24 protein-coding genes are annotated in these 19020 nt (G+C 37.7%); 10 read left to right on the forward strand and 14 right to left on the reverse strand.

Annotation, left to right across the window (positions count from 1 at the left end):
- Nucleotides 1-39 precede the first annotated feature (39 nt).
- The 5 genes from AC1M9K_RS13140 to trpB are packed head-to-tail and all read left to right on the forward strand — an operon-like array spanning nucleotide 40 to nucleotide 4072.
- Nucleotides 40-345, forward strand: coding sequence for a YcgL domain-containing protein (locus AC1M9K_RS13140; protein WP_035266558.1), 306 nt, complete (start codon nucleotides 40-42; stop codon nucleotides 343-345).
- Nucleotides 346-379: 34 nt separating this feature from the next.
- Nucleotides 380-751 (forward strand): hypothetical protein, encoded by a 372-nt coding sequence (locus tag AC1M9K_RS13145; RefSeq protein ID WP_481589528.1) that lies wholly within the window; start codon nucleotides 380-382, stop codon nucleotides 749-751.
- A gap of 29 nt (nucleotides 752-780) precedes the next feature.
- The gene (locus AC1M9K_RS13150) at nucleotides 781-1632 is read left to right on the forward strand and encodes an AAA family ATPase (protein ID WP_092768445.1); all 852 of its coding nucleotides are present in this window, start codon (nucleotides 781-783) and stop codon (nucleotides 1630-1632) included.
- Between the two features lie 8 nt (nucleotides 1633-1640).
- Entirely contained in the window at nucleotides 1641-2828 is a 1188-nt protein-coding gene (locus AC1M9K_RS13155) for a vWA domain-containing protein (protein WP_481589503.1), read from the forward strand.
- A gap of 35 nt (nucleotides 2829-2863) precedes the next feature.
- Nucleotides 2864-4072: a tryptophan synthase subunit beta gene (trpB, locus tag AC1M9K_RS13160; RefSeq protein WP_481589504.1), complete on the forward strand. Its 1209-nt coding sequence runs from the start codon at nucleotides 2864-2866 to the stop codon at nucleotides 4070-4072.
- 35 nt (nucleotides 4073-4107) lie between these two features.
- Here the strand turns inward: trpB and AC1M9K_RS13165 are convergent, their stop codons facing one another.
- The 4 genes from AC1M9K_RS13165 to AC1M9K_RS13180 form a co-directional block, all read right to left on the reverse strand.
- Nucleotides 4108-4980 carry a hypothetical protein gene (locus AC1M9K_RS13165; RefSeq protein ID WP_481589505.1) on the reverse strand — a complete coding sequence of 291 codons (873 nt, stop codon included), beginning with the start codon at nucleotides 4978-4980 and terminating at the stop codon, nucleotides 4108-4110.
- Between the two features lie 174 nt (nucleotides 4981-5154).
- On the reverse strand, nucleotides 5155-5586 hold the full coding sequence (locus AC1M9K_RS13170) for a CBS domain-containing protein (RefSeq protein WP_481589506.1): 432 nt from the start codon (nucleotides 5584-5586) through the stop codon (nucleotides 5155-5157).
- An 87-nt stretch (nucleotides 5587-5673) separates the two neighbouring features.
- Nucleotides 5674-6057: a DUF2750 domain-containing protein gene (locus tag AC1M9K_RS13175; RefSeq protein ID WP_092768437.1), complete on the reverse strand. Its 384-nt coding sequence runs from the start codon at nucleotides 6055-6057 to the stop codon at nucleotides 5674-5676.
- A gap of 140 nt (nucleotides 6058-6197) precedes the next feature.
- Nucleotides 6198-6431, reverse strand: coding sequence for an SEL1-like repeat protein (locus tag AC1M9K_RS13180; protein WP_035266572.1), 234 nt, complete (start codon nucleotides 6429-6431; stop codon nucleotides 6198-6200).
- Between the two features lie 225 nt (nucleotides 6432-6656).
- On the opposite strand from AC1M9K_RS13180, the gene AC1M9K_RS13185 reads away from it, so the two are divergent.
- Together AC1M9K_RS13185 and AC1M9K_RS13190 are read left to right on the forward strand one after the other, a co-directional pair.
- Nucleotides 6657-7016 carry a hypothetical protein gene (locus AC1M9K_RS13185; protein WP_180028945.1) on the forward strand — a complete coding sequence of 120 codons (360 nt, stop codon included), beginning with the start codon at nucleotides 6657-6659 and terminating at the stop codon, nucleotides 7014-7016.
- 106 nt (nucleotides 7017-7122) lie between these two features.
- Nucleotides 7123-7443 (forward strand): hypothetical protein, encoded by a 321-nt coding sequence (locus AC1M9K_RS13190; protein ID WP_180028944.1) that lies wholly within the window; start codon nucleotides 7123-7125, stop codon nucleotides 7441-7443.
- On the opposite strand, the gene AC1M9K_RS13195 is transcribed toward AC1M9K_RS13190, so the two are convergent.
- Both AC1M9K_RS13195 and AC1M9K_RS13200 read right to left on the reverse strand, forming a co-directional pair.
- On the reverse strand, nucleotides 7440-8951 hold the full coding sequence (locus AC1M9K_RS13195; RefSeq protein WP_481589507.1) for a M16 family metallopeptidase: 1512 nt from the start codon (nucleotides 8949-8951) through the stop codon (nucleotides 7440-7442). The genes AC1M9K_RS13190 and AC1M9K_RS13195 overlap by 4 nt on opposite strands.
- 7 nt (nucleotides 8952-8958) lie before the next feature.
- Nucleotides 8959-10266 (reverse strand): M16 family metallopeptidase, encoded by a 1308-nt coding sequence (locus AC1M9K_RS13200; protein ID WP_481589529.1) that lies wholly within the window; start codon nucleotides 10264-10266, stop codon nucleotides 8959-8961.
- A gap of 252 nt (nucleotides 10267-10518) precedes the next feature.
- Here AC1M9K_RS13200 and ftsY point away from each other — a divergent pair, with 252 nt between their 5' ends.
- From ftsY to AC1M9K_RS13215, 3 genes are all read left to right on the forward strand, one after another.
- On the forward strand, nucleotides 10519-11598 hold the full coding sequence (gene ftsY, locus AC1M9K_RS13205) for a signal recognition particle-docking protein FtsY (RefSeq protein ID WP_481589508.1): 1080 nt from the start codon (nucleotides 10519-10521) through the stop codon (nucleotides 11596-11598).
- 237 nt (nucleotides 11599-11835) lie between these two features.
- Nucleotides 11836-12429, forward strand: a complete 594-nt coding sequence (locus tag AC1M9K_RS13210) for a nitroreductase family protein (protein WP_035266583.1) — start codon at nucleotides 11836-11838, stop codon at nucleotides 12427-12429.
- Nucleotides 12430-12542: 113 nt separating this feature from the next.
- Nucleotides 12543-13184, forward strand: a complete 642-nt coding sequence (locus AC1M9K_RS13215; RefSeq protein ID WP_481589509.1) for a DUF2057 family protein — start codon at nucleotides 12543-12545, stop codon at nucleotides 13182-13184.
- Nucleotides 13185-13242: 58 nt separating this feature from the next.
- On the opposite strand, the gene AC1M9K_RS13220 is transcribed toward AC1M9K_RS13215, so the two are convergent.
- The 8 genes from AC1M9K_RS13220 to AC1M9K_RS13255 all read right to left on the reverse strand — a co-directional run bounded on the left by AC1M9K_RS13220 (nucleotide 13243) and on the right by AC1M9K_RS13255 (nucleotide 18933).
- Nucleotides 13243-13539: a cyd operon YbgE family protein gene (locus AC1M9K_RS13220; RefSeq protein ID WP_481589510.1), complete on the reverse strand. Its 297-nt coding sequence runs from the start codon at nucleotides 13537-13539 to the stop codon at nucleotides 13243-13245.
- A gap of 1 nt (nucleotide 13540) precedes the next feature.
- Nucleotides 13541-13642 (reverse strand): cytochrome bd-I oxidase subunit CydX, encoded by a 102-nt coding sequence (cydX, locus tag AC1M9K_RS13225; RefSeq protein ID WP_035266590.1) that lies wholly within the window; start codon nucleotides 13640-13642, stop codon nucleotides 13541-13543.
- Between the two features lie 26 nt (nucleotides 13643-13668).
- Entirely contained in the window at nucleotides 13669-14814 is a 1146-nt protein-coding gene (gene cydB / locus AC1M9K_RS13230; protein ID WP_481589511.1) for a cytochrome d ubiquinol oxidase subunit II, read from the reverse strand.
- Nucleotide 14815: 1 nt separating this feature from the next.
- Nucleotides 14816-16396: a cytochrome ubiquinol oxidase subunit I gene (locus AC1M9K_RS13235; RefSeq protein WP_035266593.1), complete on the reverse strand. Its 1581-nt coding sequence runs from the start codon at nucleotides 16394-16396 to the stop codon at nucleotides 14816-14818.
- A complete protein-coding gene (cydP, locus tag AC1M9K_RS13240) occupies nucleotides 16396-16587 on the reverse strand; it encodes a cytochrome oxidase putative small subunit CydP (protein ID WP_481587955.1) in 192 nt (63 codons plus the stop codon). Before cydP ends, AC1M9K_RS13235 begins: the two co-directional genes overlap by 1 nt.
- Before the next feature lie 384 nt (nucleotides 16588-16971).
- Nucleotides 16972-17586 carry an OB-fold-containig protein gene (locus AC1M9K_RS13245; protein ID WP_035266601.1) on the reverse strand — a complete coding sequence of 205 codons (615 nt, stop codon included), beginning with the start codon at nucleotides 17584-17586 and terminating at the stop codon, nucleotides 16972-16974.
- Between the two features lie 17 nt (nucleotides 17587-17603).
- Nucleotides 17604-17912 (reverse strand): Rieske (2Fe-2S) protein, encoded by a 309-nt coding sequence (locus AC1M9K_RS13250; protein WP_171076765.1) that lies wholly within the window; start codon nucleotides 17910-17912, stop codon nucleotides 17604-17606.
- 16 nt (nucleotides 17913-17928) lie between these two features.
- On the reverse strand, nucleotides 17929-18933 hold the full coding sequence (locus AC1M9K_RS13255; RefSeq protein ID WP_481589512.1) for an adenosine kinase: 1005 nt from the start codon (nucleotides 18931-18933) through the stop codon (nucleotides 17929-17931).
- Nucleotides 18934-19020: the final 87 nt, after the last annotated feature.

Raw genomic sequence — 19020 nt, forward strand, 5'->3', positions numbered from 1 at the left:
GTATGCTTTGCTTTGAGTTTAAAAGGTGTTGTTTGAATCATGTGGTGTGAAATCTACAAATCTAGTAAGAAAGACGAAATGTATATTTACGTTGCGCGTCCTGAACAAGCGGAAAACCAAGAAGCTGTTGATCCGTTATCAGTATTATCTGATGCAATGAAAAATGCATTTGGCCGAGCGACATTTGTGATGTCACTGGAATTACATGCAGAACGCAAATTAGCACGTGCAAATGTTTTACATGTGATGGATTCAATTCAGACGAAAGGATTCTTTTTACAATTGCCGCCTGAAGGATTGATCAATCCTAATGCGGTAGAGCCAGAGGGACTACGCGGTGCGTGATAATCAAGTTGGAGGATGGGATCAGTTTGTTTCAATGTTGGATTCAATTCCAGAATATAACATTGCAATTACCGTCTATATTCTCGGAACTTTGATTATTCTGTGGTGTTGGTACGGCATAGCGAAACGCCTACCTTCACCTTTAGGTGGAGTGACTTGGATTTTTGTGTTTGCTATTTTGGCAACACCAACGATTTCTGAAGGTCCTAATTCCGCCTTAGCACCTGCAACTTTTGGTTTGATCTTTGGGGTATTAACAAAAGATTCACCTTTGATCTGGTCTAATTTCTCATTGATTGCCTTTGTTATTGCTTTAGGGTTATTGGCAGGTTATTTCTGGACTAAGTACGCTTCTAAACAAAAGAATCTGAGACACACATCGTCAGTGAAGACACCACCACTTTAATTATCCAAATAAAAAAATAAGGTTTCATTATGTCTGTTGATGCACATCAATTTACGGGTACAGATCAATATATCGCCACAGATAGTCTCAAGCTTGCTGTGAAGGCCGCTCGAGCGTTGCAAAAGCCTCTTTTAGTGAAGGGTGAGCCAGGTACAGGTAAAACATTATTGGCTGAACAAGTTGCTGATAGCCTGGGTTTAAAACTGATTACTTGGCATATCAAATCAACGACGAAGGCTCAACAAGGTCTTTATGAATACGATGCCGTTTCAAGATTACGCGATAGTCAATTGGGTGATGAGCGTGTTTATGATATTAAAAACTATATTAAACCAGGTAAATTGTGGGAAGCATTTACCTCTGAAGAACGTTGCGTTTTATTAATTGATGAGATTGATAAAGCAGATATCGAGTTCCCAAATGATTTGCTTCATGAACTAGACAAAATGTCATTCTTTGTTTATGAAACTGGTGAAACAATTACTGCAACACAGCGTCCAATTGTGATCATCACTTCAAATAATGAAAAAGAACTTCCTGATGCTTTTTTACGCCGTTGTTTCTTTCATTATATTGAATTCCCAGATGAACAGACCATGCGTGAAATTATTGCAGTTCATTTTCCAAGAATTTCAACGACATTGGTCAGTGAGGCACTTCAGGTCTTCTTTAAGCTTCGCCAAATACCTGGTCTTAAGAAGCCACCTTCAACTTCTGAATTAATTGATTGGTTAAGCTTATTGATGGCTGATGATATGCCTGAAGATATTTTAAGAAACCATGATAAGTCAAAAGCAATTCCACCGCTGTATGGTGCGCTCATCAAAAATGAGCAAGATGTGCAGCTACTTGAGCGCCTCGCATTTATGACTCGTCGATAGGTGATACTATGTTCGTAAGACTGTTTTACACCTTGCGAAAATACGGAATCCCCGTAACGACGCGCGAGCTGATTGATTTAAATCAAGCAATTAGTCTAGGTTTGGTTTTTGCAGATCAAGATGATTTTTATCAGCTTGTGAAGACAGTCATGGTCAAGGATGAGCGTTACTTCGATAAGTATGATCGTGCTATGAAGGATTATTTTCAGGGCATTCAAACCTTTGATGTAGATGATTTACTCAGTAAAGTTAATCAACTTCCTAAAGAATGGTTTGATTTAGAACTCCTTGAAAAACACTTAACGCCAGAGCAACGTGAAGCACTACAAAGAGCAGGTTCTTTAGAAGAGCTCATGAAAATGCTGGAAGAGCGTTTGCGTGAGCAACATAAAAAACACCAAGGTGGTAATCGTATGATTGGCACTGGTGGCACTTCACCGTTTGGAGCTTTTGGTGATCACCCAGAGGGGGTGAGAATTGGAGGGCCGGGACGTAAAAAATCTGCGGTGAAAGTGTGGGAACAACGTAAATACCAAAATCTTGATGATGATCAAATTTTGGGAACACGTCATATGCAAATGGCGTTGCGTCGTCTGAGAAAATTTGCGCGTCAAGGTGCTGAAGAAGAGCTTGATATAGATCAAACGATTCGCGAAACGGCTAAGCAGGGAATTCTTGATGTACAGATGGTGCCAGAGCGTCGTAATCGAATTAAAGTTTTGATGTTGTTCGATGTAGGCGGTTCTATGGATGCCTATATTGCACAATGTGAAAAACTGTTTAGTGCAGCCAAAACAGAATTTAAGACTTTAGAATATTTCTATTTCCATAACTGTCTTTATGATTACGTGTGGAAAGACAATCATCGCCGTACTTCGACAAAAATGAATACCTTAGATTTATTTAATACCTATGGTAAAGATTATCGAGTGATTGTTGTTGGTGATGCAAGTATGGCGCCATACGAATTAAAATCTGCTGGTGGTTCTGTCGAATACATGAATGAAGAGTCGGGTGAAATTTGGTTGCGTCGTTTGCGCCAGCATTATGAAAAGACGGCTTGGTTGAATCCTGAAACTGAGAATTACTGGCATTACACTCAAACGATAGGATTGATCAAAGAAATATTTGAAGATCATATGTATCCAATGACTTTAAAAGGCATTGAAGATATGACTAAATTCCTCTCCCGCTAACTTTTTTAAATTATATTCATCTAAAGGATCTTGATATGAGCTATCAAATCAATGGTGTGGCATTGCCAAATGAAGAAGGTTTTTTTGGTGAATATGGTGGTCAATTTATTCCACCTCATTTAAAAGCAGCAATGGATGAAATCAATGTTGCTTATGAAGAAATTCGTAAAACATCTGAATTTCAAAATGAGCTTTCAGAGCTGTTTGCGCATTATGTAGGTCGTCCAAGTCCTCTATTTCATGCCAAACGACTTTCAGAACAATTGGGCGGTGCTCAAATTTATCTGAAGCGTGAAGATTTGAACCATACAGGTGCACATAAAATTAACCATTGTTTGGGTGAAGCTTTACTTGCTAAATACATGGGCAAGAAAAAAGTCATTGCTGAAACTGGGGCAGGTCAACATGGTGTCGCATTAGCCACCGCTTGTGCCTTGGTTGGTATCCCATGTGAAATTCATATGGGTCAAGTTGATATTGAAAAAGAACATCCAAATGTCGTGAAAATGAAAATTTTGGGTGCGAATCTAATCTCAGTCACTCGTGGAACAGCAACATTAAAAGATGCTGTTGATAGTGCTTTCGAAGAGTATTTGAAAGACCCTGATAGCTTTATTTATGCCATCGGATCAGTCGTTGGTCCACATCCATTTCCTAAAATGGTGCGTGATTTCCAAGCAATTATCGGTGATGAAATTAAAGTTCAATCACAAGACAGATTTAATAAATATCCTGATTATATTGTTGCTTGTGTTGGCGGTGGCTCAAATGCAATGGGAGCATTCAGTGCATTCCTTAATGATGGTAGTGTGAAATTGATTGGTGTTGAACCAGCAGGACATGGTTTAGATACTGATCAACATTCGGCAACATTAACTTTAGGTAAACCAAGTCAACTTCATGGTATGGCGTGTTATGTGTTGGAAGATGAAAATGGCGAACCATTACCTGTGCATTCAATTGCTTCTGGATTAGATTATCCTGGTGTGGGGCCTCAACACAGTTTCTTAAAAGATATTGGTCGTGTTGAGTACTCAACAGCAACTGATGAAGAATGTCTGAATGCATTCATGACTCTATCTCGAGTTGAAGGGATTGTGCCTGCATTAGAAAGTTCACATGCTGTTGCTTGGGCGATACGCGAAGCTCCACAATTGTCCAAAGATACCATTGTTGTGGTGAATTTATCAGGTCGAGGTGATAAAGACTCGGATTATGTGGCAGAAAAATTAGGTTTAAATTAACACATAAAAAAACCAGCTTAGGCTGGTTTTTTTAATTACATTTCTGGTGGTTCTTCATTTAAAGGCGTAAGAATATTTTCAAAGGAGGAAATTTCAATTGGAATGAGCGGCGTTTCGATTGAAAGATCTTGAACAGGTGTTTCAGTCGCTTGTTGAGCTTGTTGAGCTTGTTGAGCTTGAACCATGGTTTTCATTATTTCATCAGCTGGTGCACTTAGTTCGTGTGCTTTTTTGCTGTCATATTTGGTGGCAAGTTCTTTTAAAATTGCGTAAGACAAATAACTCGTAAATGCTGGATTCTCAGATTTAGCCTTGGATGGAAGTAGAGAAACGCAAGCGGCATGAAATAAACCATGTTGTACGTATGTTGCATTGAATGCAGGATCTTTAGCTTTATCAGGATCACCTAAATAACCAATCTTGAAGCCAATTTCAGATGCAGCACAGGCATTGGTCACTTCAGAAGAGGGATTGCGATAGTCAGCATTTTTTTTGAAATATAGCACTTCTGCAATCGACATCATTTCATCTTGAATTTCTTTAAGTCGGCCATCTAAATTTGGGACTGCAAAATAATTTTTTAACTTAAATAGTGTTACAGTGCCTTCGAGCCATTTTTGAGGTTGCTCTGTATAACTCAAATTTGTATAACAGGCAGAAGTTTGCAGGGCGGCTTCAACAAATTCTCTGTTTTTTCTTGGATTTTTCATATCTTGATCAGCCCCTAAATATCCCATCATGTAGGCTTTTTCATAGGTATTACATGCAGGGGTGATGAGCGTCTTTTTTTGATATGTTTTTGCTTTTTTTAGCAGCTCTATTTGATTCTTTATCGTTGGTTCAAGTTCAGATGCATAAGTGGAAGCAGTTACAAATAAAGCGGTGTAACACAATAACTTTTTATACATCATCAGTCCTTAGGCAAAAAATTCCATAATGTAATGACTTTACTGATGCTGTTTAAATAGTTCAATGACTCAATAAAAGAAAATCATTGTAAAAGATGACCAATTTCAATCAATTGTCCAAAATTGAGATCGTGATGGAGTTATCAAAAAAGCCCCCGAGATGGGAGCTTATTTTTATCCTGAAATATACTGTTGAAGTTGTTCAATCAATACTTTTTGGTCTTCCATCACGGCTTTAACCAAGTCACCAATTGATACAATTCCGACGAGTCTATCGTCTTCTAATACTGGCAGATGGCGAATATGACGTTCTGTCATTAAATCTAAACACTCATCTACGGTGTTGCTTTTACTTACAGATAAAACCGTACCAGTCATAATTTCTGAGACTGTAGTTAAGTCGGATGTACGTTGCATAAGTGCAATTTTACGCGTGTAATCCCGTTCAGATAAAATTCCAACAAGTCTTTCATCTTGTACGACAACAACGGCACCAATACCTTTTGTTGCCATTAATGTGATTGCTTCTAAAACTGTAGCATCAGGTGTGATGGTAGAGATTTCTGAATTGTTTTTATTTTGTAGGACTTGAGCTACTGTTTTCATAAAGGTTCCTCTTGTTGGTTATTCATCCATGTATAAGTTAATAACTGAAATCTTAAATCTTTACAATTGTTTTAGTGGAATTTTCTGCTAAATAGATGGGCTCAAATGATTTTGAAAAAATAGCATCTGCATGTGTGGAATAGTGAGCTTAAAGTGGCGATCTCGATGATTGCACAGGGCAGGTGTGACTTTTAGTCGCGTTAGGGTTGGGAGTAGTGAATTTTTAAAATCATCAGACGTTATTTTTCGAGGCTGATAGTGCGGCCAGTGAATTTTTGCATAATGTAAAGCCTGGACTGAGTTGAGCCAGAAGGGGAATATGTATTCTTGATTGATTGATCGAATGGCCCAACCTTGATGTTCTGGATTGTACAGTCCCCACAGTACTCCACAATACATCATGGTTTTAAGGATATTAACTTTGAGTAAAAAATGCTTTGAATTTGGTGTCAACTGTACAAAGGTGTTCATGATCGTTCGATGATTCATTACCAATGATGATAAGTTCAGTCTAATGATTTTTTCTTAAAGTTTAGTTGCATTAATTTAAAGTTTGGTAAGCAAATATGTAAATAAAAGAGCTAAAAAAACGCCACTAATGTGACGTTTATTTATGCTTGCATTGTGGCCATGTTTTGCCAATACTGTGCTTTCAAAGAATCACGTTCTACACGGAAACCTTGAAGATAGAGTTCAGCTAGAAACATCGCTGCTTTACCGTGACCCGCACGTGCTGCATTCTCAAGTTCTGAAACTGCATCTGTAAAATTCATTTCAAATTGAATGGTATTTACAGCATTCGAATACATATGTTCGAGGTCTTGTTGAGAGAATTGTTTAATCATATAAAACTCCTTATTCTAATTATGATTAGTACTACAGTTATAAAGACCTAAATTAGGTCAAAATGGAATATAACAAAGTAATATTAAACTAATATTACAATTTGCGTTAATTGTCAAATAAATTTTCAAGATAAATCTTTTAAAAAATACTTACATGATTAAACTTTAATCATTTTATATTGGGTTTATGATAAAACTGTAAATAACTATAAAGGAGAATGACTTATGACTAATACCATTGATGGTTTCACATTTGGCAATCCACCAGAGCCATCCGATATTATTGCGCTTGCACATCATCATAAAAAACAACTTAATGAAGCAATTTTTCATCAAGAAATCCATTTAGGTCACTACTGTTTAGAGCAGCGTAAACGTGTGCATGATTACACGCAGACGCTTGATCCTGCAGCGAAAGCTGAATTTTATCGCTACTATGACGGCGAATTAAAACGTATCGCCGTCATTGACGAAGAACACCCTGATGATGCTGAAGGTGGTTTAAGTGTTTTCACTATTTTTATCGTACTCGCGGTGATCGCTGCTATCTTATATTTTGGTGTTGTACAGAATGTTGTCTCTTAAAGGTGAATAAGCGCCATTTTTTGCATAATGGTTCTTGTTTAAATCAACGTTAACACTATATTTTTAAAGCATCTCGGATTACACTTAAGCTAATCCGAGGTTGTACATGCTCCATTTAAAAAAAATTTCGTCTGATCTTTTCTCACAATTAAATATTGAGCAGATTCAAAATGCTTTCATCATAGGCATTGTACTTTTTATTCTTATTGTCTCTAGTATTGCACTGAATCGTCCAATTAATTCTGCCCACTTTGAACAAGTTCAAGCGCTCGCGGCTCAAAATCGTTTAGAGCGAACGCATGAAATGGCAACTTTGTTACTTGCAAAACCTAAGATTAAAAATATTGAATTTTATCGTTTGCTGAATGCTTATCATATCGAGAATGCTCATATAAAAATTTATCCAGCGATTGAAAAGTTGGATTAGTCTTCAATCTTATTCAGATTGAGCCCAAGATTTTGATTCAGTATTTCTTCGATCTCCTTGGCAGTGACACGTTCAGAGACAGCAATAACAGTCATTTGATCGGGGTGTAAATGTTTTTGTATTGCATTTTGAATATCTTGGCGAGTTAGTTTTCGAATCTGCTCCTGATACTCATTTAGATAATTGGAATTAAGTCCGTAAAAACCAATTGATGCGATTTGGGCATTAATATTTGCATTGCTATTTAAGGTCATCGGAAAAGACCGAAGAATACTTTCTTTATTTTCTTTAAGTAAAGAGTCAGTAATCGGCTGTTTTTTGAAGTCAATGAATACTTGATGTGCGAGCTTTAAGCTTTCGAGCAATTGGTCTTGTTGTGTCGCATATCCAAAACTAAAAACGCCAGGTACCTGTGGTGTAGTCAGCGTACTCGATGCGCTATAGGTGAGTCCTCGTTTAACTCGTAACTCTTTTGATAAGATTGAATTAAAACTCCCACCACCAAACATTCTGTTGGCAACTTCCAAAGCGGCACGATCTGGATGTGCTCGCTCTAAAGATAAATGACCCATTAATGCATGTGCTTGTAGGCTTTCGCGTTTTAGTACTGAAATTTTAAAACCTGATTCACTTACGGGAGTTGGAAGGTTAGGCTGCTTTTGCCCTTGTGGTAAATTGATGCTGATCAGTTCCGAGATCTGTTGAGCTTGATCTTGAGTGAGTTGTCCTGTGATTGCTATATTGGAATTTTGAGCGACAAGCAATCGATCTCTAAATTCTTTGAGTAATTCAGGCGTAATCTTTTTTAAACTACCGACTGTCCCAGCTGTTGGTTGAGCATATGGATGATCCCCATACAGCATACGGTACAGTTGTATTGACATTAGTCTGGATGGATTCTCTTGAAGTTGTTTTTGTCCAATATGAGTATTACTGAGCGCGAGATTAATGCCTGATTGTTTGAAGGTGGCATGCTTGATTAAATGCAGTAGTAAGTTCAGTGCAGGGTCAAATTTTTCAGGATCATTTAACACTCTTAGTCGAACAACAAACATGTCACGAAAGGCGTTGAAAGAGTATTTGGCGCCTAATCCCTCAAATGTGGTGGTAATCTGTTTGGCACTGAGCTGATCTGTTCCTTCAAGCATAAGGCGAGCTGCCATATTGGATATACCATAAAGTCCTTTACCTATGACTTCATCTCGTGCAGATCCAGCATTAAATGTAATTTGAATGTCGACCATTGGCAGATCATTCGTTTCGACAAATAAGGTTCGTACATTTAAAGAGTTTTTAAGTTCTTGAACAAAAGGTGCTTGATAATTGTGCGAATTTTTTTTGATCTCTTTTAAGCTTAACAAGTTTTTGATCGAGCTTAGACCACTGGGATCTTCTTCGATGATTTGTTCAATTGGTTCAGCTTCTATAAGTTCCTCCGCATGCGACATTGAACTCAAGATGGCACCACACAATACACTCGTTAAAAATAGAGAAGATAAATAATTCATAAAACGCCTAGTTATTGTTTTTGTGTTCAGGATAAAGATGTAAAACGCTCAAATTGTCACGATTAAAATAAATATTGGCAATGCGTTGTAAATCGTGCGGTGTGACTTTATCAAAGTAATCAGGGAGTTGATCAATCATGCGATAGTCTAGATCATTGATGCTGAGCAAACCAATGAGTCGAGCTTGCCCAATAATATCATCTTGGCTGAACACTAAATTTGAAATGAAATTCGCCTTGACCCGATTGAGTTCTTTTTCATTCACTAATTCTGATTTGAATAAATCAAGTTCCTGCTGTATGCGTTTTTGCGCTTGCTCTAGACTGATACCTTCAGCTGGTATGGCAGAGATTAAAAATAGGCTATCCCCACGATTATATGGATCATAACTCACATTAATTGAGGTCAGAATTCGCTTATCTCGGATCAGTCTCTCTTGTAGGCGTGCTGAAATTCCGCCGTCCAATAGATTTTGAATAATGGTTAGAGCGTAGGCGTCTTGAGGATTTTTTGCTGTTTTAATGGAATTAACATTCCAAGACATAAATAAGTTGGGTACGTGTACAGCCTGATATTGCTCCATGAAGCGATATCCAATTCTTGAAAATTCAAGCACATCATTTCGTTCAGGAACTGATTTTTTGGGAATCTTATTAAAATATTTTTTGACATCTCGAATGGTTTGTTCAGAATCAACATCCCCAATAATGACTAAGGTTGCATTATTCGGTGCGTACCAAGTTTCGTACCATTGTTTTAAATCATTCAATTGAATGTTATTCAGATTTTTCATTAAGCCAATCACTGGTTGGCGATAGTGACTGGTCGGGTATGCAATCCATTTAAATCTTTCAAAAGCAAGGTTGCGAGGATTGTCCTCTGTTCGTTGCCGTCGTTCAGCCATTACGACTTTAATTTCGGGTTCGAAATCTTCTTGGCGCAGAACTAAATTTTGCATTCGATCTGCTTCTAACTCTAATGCCAGTGGAAGATATTTTTTAGGATAGAATTGATAGTAATTGGTGTAATTTGTGGATGTGAATGCATTGACACTACCACCATAAATTCGACTAAGGCGTGTAAATTCATCATTCGGTACTTTTTTAGTGCCTTTGAACATCATATGTTCTAGTACGTGTGAAATGCCGAGTAAATTCCCTGACTCGTCACTACTGCCGACGGCATACCAAATTTGGCTAATTACTACAGGTGCGCGGTGATCTTCTCTAATAATGACTCTTAAACCATTATCCAGTGTTGTTTCGACGGTGTTCCGAGAGAGTTGAGTAGTTTGCTGATTTGCAAATGCCATCATCGGTGCTGATGTAATAGCAGCAATGATGATTGTCTGTTTGAAAATGAGTTGCAGAGAGAATTTGAGCCGGCTGAGAGACACAATTAATCCGAATAATGACTTTAAAATTATTCTTGATGATGTCGTATATTTATTCAAGATTGAACTGTTGCAATTTGGTTGATCGTTTTAAAAGTAATTGCAGATCGTGAATTTAAAGCAATCTATGCTAAACTCCATTCTTTTAATCGCAATGCTTTTCAAGGAATCGGCATGCAAGAACAGCAAAATAAATTCTTGATTGATGCGGATATTGGTGATGACGATGTCACCTTACCGAGCCTCCCGGCCGTTAATGTGCCTATTATCGAAAACAATGAAGTAGAAAAGCTGGAAACGGTGCCGGCCGTTGAAGAAACAAAACCGAAAGGTGGTTTCTTCAGTCGTATGAAAGAAGGCTTATCAAAATCTCGTAAAAATTTAGCTGATGGAATGATGAATATTCTAGTCGGTGGTAAAGAGATTGATGATGAGCTGCTCGAAGAAGTTGAAGAACAATTATTGGTCGCAGATATTGGGGTAGAGGCGACTAAAACAATTATTGCCAATTTGACTGAAAGAACTGCGCGTGGCGATTTGATCTACTCTCATTCTCTCTATAAAGCTCTTCAAGAAGAATTAGTTGCTTTATTAGCACCACGTGTTAAACCGTTACATATCGATCCGAATAAAAATCCCTATGTGATTTTGGTTGTGGGTGTAAATGGTGTAGGTAAGACAACCACGATTGGTAAACTCGCAAAACGATTGCAAGGTGAAGGTAAAAAAGTCATGCTCGCGGCAGGCGATACTTTCCGTGCTGCGGCGACTGAACAGCTACAAATTTGGGGTGAACGTAATGATATTAATGTCGTTGCACAAGGTCATGGTGCAGACAGTGCTTCTGTAATTTTTGATGCTTTTGAAAGTGCACGAGCGAAAGGGATCGATGTATTGATTGCAGATACCGCAGGGCGTTTGCATAACAAAGGTCACTTGATGGAAGAGCTCAAAAAAGTAAAACGTGTTATGCAGAAAATTGATGCGACTGCACCGCACGAAGTGATGCTTGTTGTGGATGCTGGCACAGGACAGAACGCGATTAACCAAGTTGAAATGTTTGATGAAGCTGTAGGTTTAACGGGTCTTACTATTACTAAATTGGATGGTACGGCAAAGGGTGGTGTGCTATTTAATATTGCGAGCCGTACACATGTGCCAATCCGATTTATTGGTGTAGGTGAAAAGATCGATGATTTGAGACCGTTCTCAGCAAAATCATTTGTCGCTGCATTATTCGATAACGAAAAATAATTATTCTTGGGTTAATTTAAAAAGCTCCTTATACGGAGCTTTTTTTATAAATACTTAAAATTCATAAAGTTATTCAAATATGAGAAAGCCGAATTTTTTGACTCAATACATTAAATACGCAATTTGTTCCAAAAATAGAACACTTTGTTATAAAGATAAGGCTGAAAAGGTTTCGTAATATGAATAAGATAGCATCATCGTTAGCACACAATGAATGTTAAAAATAAGGAATAAGTTATGTCTTTTCTAAATCAAATTAAAAATCGCCGTACCATCTATGCAATTGGTAAGAATGTTTCTTTAGACAATACTCAGATTGAAGAAACCATTAAAGAAGCGGTACGTCAAAGTCCATCGTCATTTAACTCACAGACATCACGTGTTGTAACACTTTTTGGTGAGTCACATGACAAATTTTGGAATATCGTTTTAGAAACGTTACGTAAAATTGTTCCTGCAGAAGCATTTGAGGGAACTCAAAATAAGATCAATAGCTTTAAAGCGGGTCATGCAACTGTATTGTTTTATGAAGATCAAGATACGGTGAAAGGTTTACAAGAGCAATTCCCACTTTATGCTGAGAATTTCCCAATCTGGTCTGAACATTCAACAGCTATTGCTCAATTTGCGGTTTGGACTGCATTGTCAGAAAAAAATATTGGAGCATCATTACAACATTACAATCCAATTGTGGATGAAGAAGTGGCTTCAACATTTGAAATTCCAGCTTCTTGGAAACTTCGTGCTCAGCTTGTGCTCGGTTCAATCGAAGCGCCTGCTGGAGATAAAACGTTTATTGATGACGAGATTCGTTTTAAAACTTTTAATTAATCCAAATCATATAAAGGCACTTCGGTGCCTTTTTTTATGACGAGTTCTGTCATTAAATTGTCATCGCTTGGTAGCATAGTAGTCATATCTAACAATCTAATATTGAGTTATTTATGAAATTAAAAATTGCGTCTGCATTGATATTTACGGGTTTGAGCAGTCAAATTTTTGCAGCGGCGACCTTGGTGGTTCCAGAGGAACTGGTCGTAATTTCATTGAATAATCAAGAGGTTAAATCAGGACTATTTAAATCAAAAAAACAATACCAAATTGATGTGAATCAACCTTTGGTGAATGTTCGATATAATCAATACTTTGAACTACCTTTAAATAATCATGAGATCGTAAAGTCGGATATTCTTACTTTGAAATTGCCAGCCCTAGAGGATAATAAGTCATACAAATTGGATTTAATTCATCCACCACGAGATTTGGACCAAGCAAAAACATTCGCCAAAAATCCTCAATTGGCAATTTATAATCAAAATAATCAACTCATTTCAAATAATCTGATTGTTCAAATGACCTCGCAAAGTTTGCTAGGCGGTACGATCAATCAGATATTGCATAATGAGCCACAAGCTAGCCCAATGACCAAGTCAAGTTCATCATCAATAAATACTCAAACAGTGGAACAAGCTGACATTAAAAATACAAATTCAAATACTCATGTTGGTCAGACGTTGATTGAAGTATGGAAAAATTCTTCAAAGCAGGAACGTCAAAAATTTATGACTTGGCTTGCAACGCAATAAAACATTTAATATTTCAAAACAGATATAAAAAAGCCCTCATAGAGGGCTTTTTTATAAATTAAGTGAACAGCCAAGTATAGTAACCATAAATCATCAATGGCCATGCTACAAATGGACTAAATAAATACTTCCATATCCAATAACGTGGTATAAACCCTACGCCATGGATAAATCCACCAGATATTCCAATCATAATCAGCATCATTGCACGGTGACTGTAATGACCACTTGCATCCAACATTAGACTTGGGTGGATGAGTAATATGGTAGCGAGAGGCAATGCCATCAGAAATGAAATGATCATTGCAAATGAGTATTTACGTTTTTCAGAATTTGACATCGCAAGCTCACTCATTTCATTCACCATCTAAGTCTTGATGTTGTTCCATGTAAATGGCGGCAAGTACACTCGCGAAACATGCCATTAACACACCTAGTATCCATGCGAAGTACCACATAATTTTCTCCTAACAGTGATTCGGTTTTAATACAGACTATGCGTGTGGTCTTGAATATGTTTCTTGGTAATCACACCCCACATTTTGTAGTAACACCAAGTGGTGTATGCCAAGATCAGTGGAACAAAAATACATGCAGCAACAGTCATTACTGAAAGCGTCATTTGGCTAGATACTGCATCCCACATCGTCAAGCTAATGTTTGGATGAATACTAGATGGCATCAGGAATGGGAATAGGGCAAAACCAGCAGTGAGAATTGTGCCAATCACAGCGAACGATGTACCCACAAAGCTAAGTCCCGCTTTATTTTTAGACGATGCTAAAACCACAATTATTCCTCCGATAATTGCCATCACCGGTGCCAATATTGTGATTGGATAAATAGAATAATTGTTCATCCAGCCATGATTGGCATTAGTGAGTACTTCTTTAGCAAGTGGATTAGCTACACCATTCGTATCATAAGGTGTTACAAGCGTGTAGCCTTCGATATTGCCGAAATACAACCATGCACCAGCACCGAGAAAACAGATGAGAAAAAGAATACTCATATATCGTGTAGCTTGAGCAGAGCGTGTTCTTAATGCACCTTCAGTGCGTAGCATTAACCATGCACCACCATGCGCAGCAAGCATCGTCAAACTGACCAATCCACAGACCAAGGCAAATGGATTTAAAAGTGCAAAGAAGCTTCCTGTGTAAGTTGAACGAACAGTTTCATCAAGTGTAAAGGGGATGCCAAGGAACATATTGCCAAATGCAACACCAAAAACGAGTGCTGGTACTGCGCCGCCAATACATAAGCCCCAATCCCAAGCATTACGCCATTTAGTATTTTCGAGCTTAGAGCGATAGTCAAAACCAACAGGTCTAAGGAATAAAGCAAATAATACGAGTAACAGCGCCCAGTACATACCCGAGAAAGCTGTTGCATATACCATTGGCCAAGCTGCGAAAAGTGCACCACCCGCCGTAATAAACCAAACTTGGTTTCCATCCCAATGTGGTGCAATCGTGTTGATAGCAGCACGACGCTCTTCATCATCTTTACCGACGAACGGCATCAGTGCCATAGAGCCCATATCAAATCCATCAGTCAAAGCAAACCCAATAAGGAGGACGCCGACCAATACCCACCAAATGATTTTGAGAAGTTCATATTCAATCATGTTAAATCTCCTCAGTTGACTTATTGGCTGCTGCTAGTTTTTCGAAATGATACTTTCCAGTATGTAAAGAGCTTGGTCCTAGTCTTGAGAATTTGATCATTAAATACATTTCTATGATGAGCAGCACTGTATAGAAAGCAGCGAGTGCTAAAATTGAACCCCATACATCCGCTGAACTAATACTTGATGCAGATAGGTGTGTTGGTAAAACTTCACCAATAGTCCATGGTTGACGACCAACTTCAGCAACGTACCAACCTGTTTGAGCTGCAATCCATGGAAGTGGAAGGGCGATCAGTGCAAACTTGAGCAACCAAGTTTTATTTTCAGCATTACGTTTCATGACAGCGTACGTTGCAAGAATGAACAACAAGAGCATCAAGAAACCTGACGCCACCATCGCTCTAAATGCCCAAAATAAACTTGGAACATGAGGGATAGTATCTAAAGCTGCAGATTTAATTTGTTGTTCAGTAGCATCAACCACAGTTGGTGTGTATTTCTTCAACAATAGACCATAACCCAAATCTTTTTGAGTCTCGTCAAATGCAGCTTTGAGTTCTGGTGATTGATCTCCAGCACGAAGTTGTTCAAGCTGTGCATAAGCGACCATACCATTACGGATACGTTGCTCATGTTGTGCGATTAAATCTTTGATCCCTGTGACTTGTTCAGTTGTAGAGCGAGTCGCAATTAAACCCATGACATATGGAATTTTCACAGCATAGTCTGTTGTTTGCGTCTCGGGATTGGGGATACCAAATAATGTGAATGCAGCTGGTGCTGGATGTGTATCCCATTCTGCTTCAATTGCAGCGAGTTTGGTTTTCTGAACATCACCTAATTCATATCCTGATTCATCACCCAGTAAAATTACGGATAATGTCGAAGCAAGACCGAAAATAGCAGCAATGGCAAATGAACGACGGGCAAAGGCCAAATCACGTTTTTTAAGTAGGTAATAACTTGAAATTGCCAATACAAAAATTGCACCAGTCACATAACCCGCAGAAACAGTATGGACAAATTTAACTTGTGCCACTGGGTTAAATATTAGTGCGGCAAAATCTACCAGTTCCATACGCATGGTTTCATAGTTAAATGCGGCCCCGACAGGGTTTTGCATCCAACCATTTGCAACCAAGATCCAAAGTGCTGACATATTAGAGCCTAAAGCCACTAACCATGTCACACATAAATGTTGGACTTTAGAAAGACGTTCCCAGCCGAAAAAGAATAAACCAATAAAAGTAGATTCTAAAAAGAAGGCCATTAATCCTTCGATTGCTAATGGCGCTCCGAAAATGTCACCTACATAATGTGAGTAGTAAGCCCAGTTTGTACCAAACTGGAATTCCATCGTTAGTCCAGTGGTTACCCCTAAAGCAAAGTTGATCCCGAATAACTTACCCCAAAACTTGGTCATGTCTCGGTAAATCTCTTTACCTGTAATGACGTAGGTGGTCTCCATGATGGCAAGGATAAATGCCAAACCTAGAGTGAGGGGTACAAATATAAAGTGATACATTGCGGTCATTGCAAATTGAAACCGCGATAGATCGACCACGCTTTCAGAAATCATCAACGTGTCTCCTTCATTTTAAGTTCGCTGCCCGTAATTCGTTCAGCGACTTGATGGTCAAAGTTTTTGGGAATGGTAGGTGCATCAAACCAGATATTTTTAATCACGATAAGAATGATTACTTTGATAATTAGAATCAGAGTAATCTCTTTGATTAAATTTTTATTTAAACTTGAAGGTTTAATCATCATATTTAAATGCATTATTTGAATCTATTTTAATTATTATTATCTTTTTTTTATTTAAAATAAATACTTTATAGTCATAAATATTTTTAGTATAAAAAATATAATAAAAACAGTTATTTATAATTTTATTTTAAGTAAAATTAAATCCGACTAAAATGGTTATATTTAAAAATAAAATAGACTAAATTACTTGGTATTAATATTTTAATTCCAACTAAAATAATAGGATTATTGTTTTAAAGCTTATTAAATTGGTTGGTTATAAAGATTTTATTAATTTTATATAATCGTTGAGTTGATTGGATTTAAATTTAATAGGCGTCAAAAATACCTTGAATGAACTATTTTCAAATCAAATGCATATAATTGAAGTGGGGTAATAGCTAATTAATGCTGATCAACATTGAAAAGTTGATTTGTTTTTGCAATTTTTTTAGCAATAAAATGAGATCTTTTTGCACGGATCAGGAGGATTTGAGATTGAAATTCAAGTTCCCCAAACTCTGGTTCAACTTGTACATAATGTAATTGACCGAATTCATCGCGAACGCGTGCTTGAGCAGAGAAGCCAGGTCGTGCATTACCACTGGAAACAGTTGCTAGTCGACCAAGCAAATTTGAGTGCTCGGATTTGTACTTGGGTTTGATCACTTGATCCAAACAATGAATCATAAATACCGTAAAGAAGATTGCGATAATTAAAGCGGGTAATAAAACATAGTACCAAGCTAGAAAGGTTTTCTGGCTTGCAAATACAATGAGCTGAAGAAAATATCCAGCAAAACTAAAATTGATCAGAAAAAAAACAAGAATGAGAACTTTGGAAAATTTAACTTGAAGCAAAGGAAGGCGAATAAGCCAATAAGGTGTTAATTTTTTTATAAATTGACTAGGTCTTAAGCCAACAAAATAGCCTAAGGTTTCAGCCATGCTGAGCATTAGCAATGCAAACACGCACATATGAAATGGCATTAAATCAATTTCCATTAAAAATGCCAGCATGTCATTCACCTCATGACTTAAGATTCTAAGTAAATTCCACCATCAGAATGAACTTTAATCTCGACTTTTTCTAAAGATTCACCTTGGCATGGGCCTGAAATGCACACACCAGTTTCTACATCAAATAAAGCACCATGAGTAGAGCATTCAATGAACTCTTGATCACGATCTAAGAATTGATTTTCAAGAAACTCGAGCTCAACTTGCAAATGTGGGCATACATTTTGATACGCATAGAAGCAACCATCTCGTTGCGTAATGAAAATGTTGTCACCATTTTCAGTTTCAAAAGATCGAGATTCTCTTTCAGGAATGTCTTCAGTCATGCAAATTTTATTCATTTTATGCGACTTCTATTTGAAATTCTTTAAGAAGTTTAGCGTAATCAGCTACGTCTAAACGTGGACCAAATTGAGCAACCACTTGGCTTGAGATTAAAATAGCCAATTCAGTCGCTGTTTGTAAATCTTTACCAGCATTTAATGCATATAAAAATGCACCAGAGAAAGCATCACCAGCACCGTTCGTGTCTAAAGCAACAACTTTACGTCCTTTCACTTGAAGTTCAGTTGATTCCGTTGCTACAAGAGCGCCGTCTGCTCCAAGCGTAATAATGACGGTAGAGCTTAATTTTTTAAGTGCAGCAAGAGCATTTTGTAAGCCATCAGTTTGTGTATACATCAATGCTTCTTGTTCATTACAGAATAGAACATCTACACCATCATCTAATAATTCGTCCAAGCCTGTACGCGCATACTGCACCATAGCAGGATCAGAGAGCGTTAACGCAATTTTGACATTATTTGCTTTCGCAATTGCACGCGCTTGCTTTACGGCAGCTCGTGCCGTATCACTCGTAGAAAGGTAACCCTCTATATATAACCATTTAGCGGTTTTTAGCGTTTCAAAATCAATTTGTTCATTACTGAGTTCAGCTGTAATACCTAAGAAAGTATGCATGGTACGTTCTGAATCAGGACTGACCAAAACCATGCAAGTCCCAGTTACGCCTTCACTGATCGAACGTTCAGAGGTTTGTATTCCTGCATCATTTAGACCTTTTAAGTACAACGCTCCAAGATCATCATTGCCGACACGGCATCCATAAAACGCTTGACCACCTAAGGCACTAAAAGCCACTGTTGAGTTAGCTGCAGATCCCCCAGAGGCTTGACCTTTATATTCTTGAGAATTTTTTAAGTTTTGAAATAGACGGGCTTGAGTTTCCCCATCTGTAAGCTGCATAGTACCTTTTTGCAAATTTTGCTCTAAAAGAAATTCATCAGATACTTTGAATTCTTGGTCAATGAGGGCATTGCCAATCGCAAAAAGGTCAACTTTAGCCATGTCTAAATTCACATCACGAAAAAAGAAAACGATTTTACACCAATGCGATTGAATTCAGTAGCGTATTGCTTGATTTTCAAGCTTTAA

Source organism: Acinetobacter sp. 24-47-67 (genome assembly GCF_056779735.1).

What these genes read in the sequence shown, in the direction of transcription:
- AC1M9K_RS13140 (WP_035266558.1), top strand. Translation starts at nt 40, where the DNA reads ATGTGGTGTGAAATCTACAAATCTAGTAAGAAAGACGAAATGTATATT.
- AC1M9K_RS13145 (WP_481589528.1), top strand. Translation starts at nt 380, where the DNA reads ATGTTGGATTCAATTCCAGAATATAACATTGCAATTACCGTCTATATT.
- AC1M9K_RS13150 (WP_092768445.1), top strand. Translation starts at nt 781, where the DNA reads ATGTCTGTTGATGCACATCAATTTACGGGTACAGATCAATATATCGCC.
- AC1M9K_RS13155 (WP_481589503.1), top strand. Translation starts at nt 1,641, where the DNA reads ATGTTCGTAAGACTGTTTTACACCTTGCGAAAATACGGAATCCCCGTA.
- trpB (WP_481589504.1), top strand. Translation starts at nt 2,864, where the DNA reads ATGAGCTATCAAATCAATGGTGTGGCATTGCCAAATGAAGAAGGTTTT.
- AC1M9K_RS13165 (WP_481589505.1), bottom strand. Translation starts at nt 4,980, where the DNA reads ATGTATAAAAAGTTATTGTGTTACACCGCTTTATTTGTAACTGCTTCC.
- AC1M9K_RS13170 (WP_481589506.1), bottom strand. Translation starts at nt 5,586, where the DNA reads ATGAAAACAGTAGCTCAAGTCCTACAAAATAAAAACAATTCAGAAATC.
- AC1M9K_RS13175 (WP_092768437.1), bottom strand. Translation starts at nt 6,057, where the DNA reads ATGAACACCTTTGTACAGTTGACACCAAATTCAAAGCATTTTTTACTC.
- AC1M9K_RS13180 (WP_035266572.1), bottom strand. Translation starts at nt 6,431, where the DNA reads ATGATTAAACAATTCTCTCAACAAGACCTCGAACATATGTATTCGAAT.
- AC1M9K_RS13185 (WP_180028945.1), top strand. Translation starts at nt 6,657, where the DNA reads ATGACTAATACCATTGATGGTTTCACATTTGGCAATCCACCAGAGCCA.
- AC1M9K_RS13190 (WP_180028944.1), top strand. Translation starts at nt 7,123, where the DNA reads ATGCTCCATTTAAAAAAAATTTCGTCTGATCTTTTCTCACAATTAAAT.
- AC1M9K_RS13195 (WP_481589507.1), bottom strand. Translation starts at nt 8,951, where the DNA reads ATGAATTATTTATCTTCTCTATTTTTAACGAGTGTATTGTGTGGTGCC.
- AC1M9K_RS13200 (WP_481589529.1), bottom strand. Translation starts at nt 10,266, where the DNA reads ATGATGGCATTTGCAAATCAGCAAACTACTCAACTCTCTCGGAACACC.
- ftsY (WP_481589508.1), top strand. Translation starts at nt 10,519, where the DNA reads ATGCAAGAACAGCAAAATAAATTCTTGATTGATGCGGATATTGGTGAT.
- AC1M9K_RS13210 (WP_035266583.1), top strand. Translation starts at nt 11,836, where the DNA reads ATGTCTTTTCTAAATCAAATTAAAAATCGCCGTACCATCTATGCAATT.
- AC1M9K_RS13215 (WP_481589509.1), top strand. Translation starts at nt 12,543, where the DNA reads ATGAAATTAAAAATTGCGTCTGCATTGATATTTACGGGTTTGAGCAGT.
- AC1M9K_RS13220 (WP_481589510.1), bottom strand. Translation starts at nt 13,539, where the DNA reads ATGAGTGAGCTTGCGATGTCAAATTCTGAAAAACGTAAATACTCATTT.
- cydX (WP_035266590.1), bottom strand. Translation starts at nt 13,642, where the DNA reads ATGTGGTACTTCGCATGGATACTAGGTGTGTTAATGGCATGTTTCGCG.
- cydB (WP_481589511.1), bottom strand. Translation starts at nt 14,814, where the DNA reads ATGATTGAATATGAACTTCTCAAAATCATTTGGTGGGTATTGGTCGGC.
- AC1M9K_RS13235 (WP_035266593.1), bottom strand. Translation starts at nt 16,396, where the DNA reads ATGATTTCTGAAAGCGTGGTCGATCTATCGCGGTTTCAATTTGCAATG.
- cydP (WP_481587955.1), bottom strand. Translation starts at nt 16,587, where the DNA reads ATGATGATTAAACCTTCAAGTTTAAATAAAAATTTAATCAAAGAGATT.
- AC1M9K_RS13245 (WP_035266601.1), bottom strand. Translation starts at nt 17,586, where the DNA reads ATGCTGGCATTTTTAATGGAAATTGATTTAATGCCATTTCATATGTGC.
- AC1M9K_RS13250 (WP_171076765.1), bottom strand. Translation starts at nt 17,912, where the DNA reads ATGACTGAAGACATTCCTGAAAGAGAATCTCGATCTTTTGAAACTGAA.
- AC1M9K_RS13255 (WP_481589512.1), bottom strand. Translation starts at nt 18,933, where the DNA reads ATGGCTAAAGTTGACCTTTTTGCGATTGGCAATGCCCTCATTGACCAA.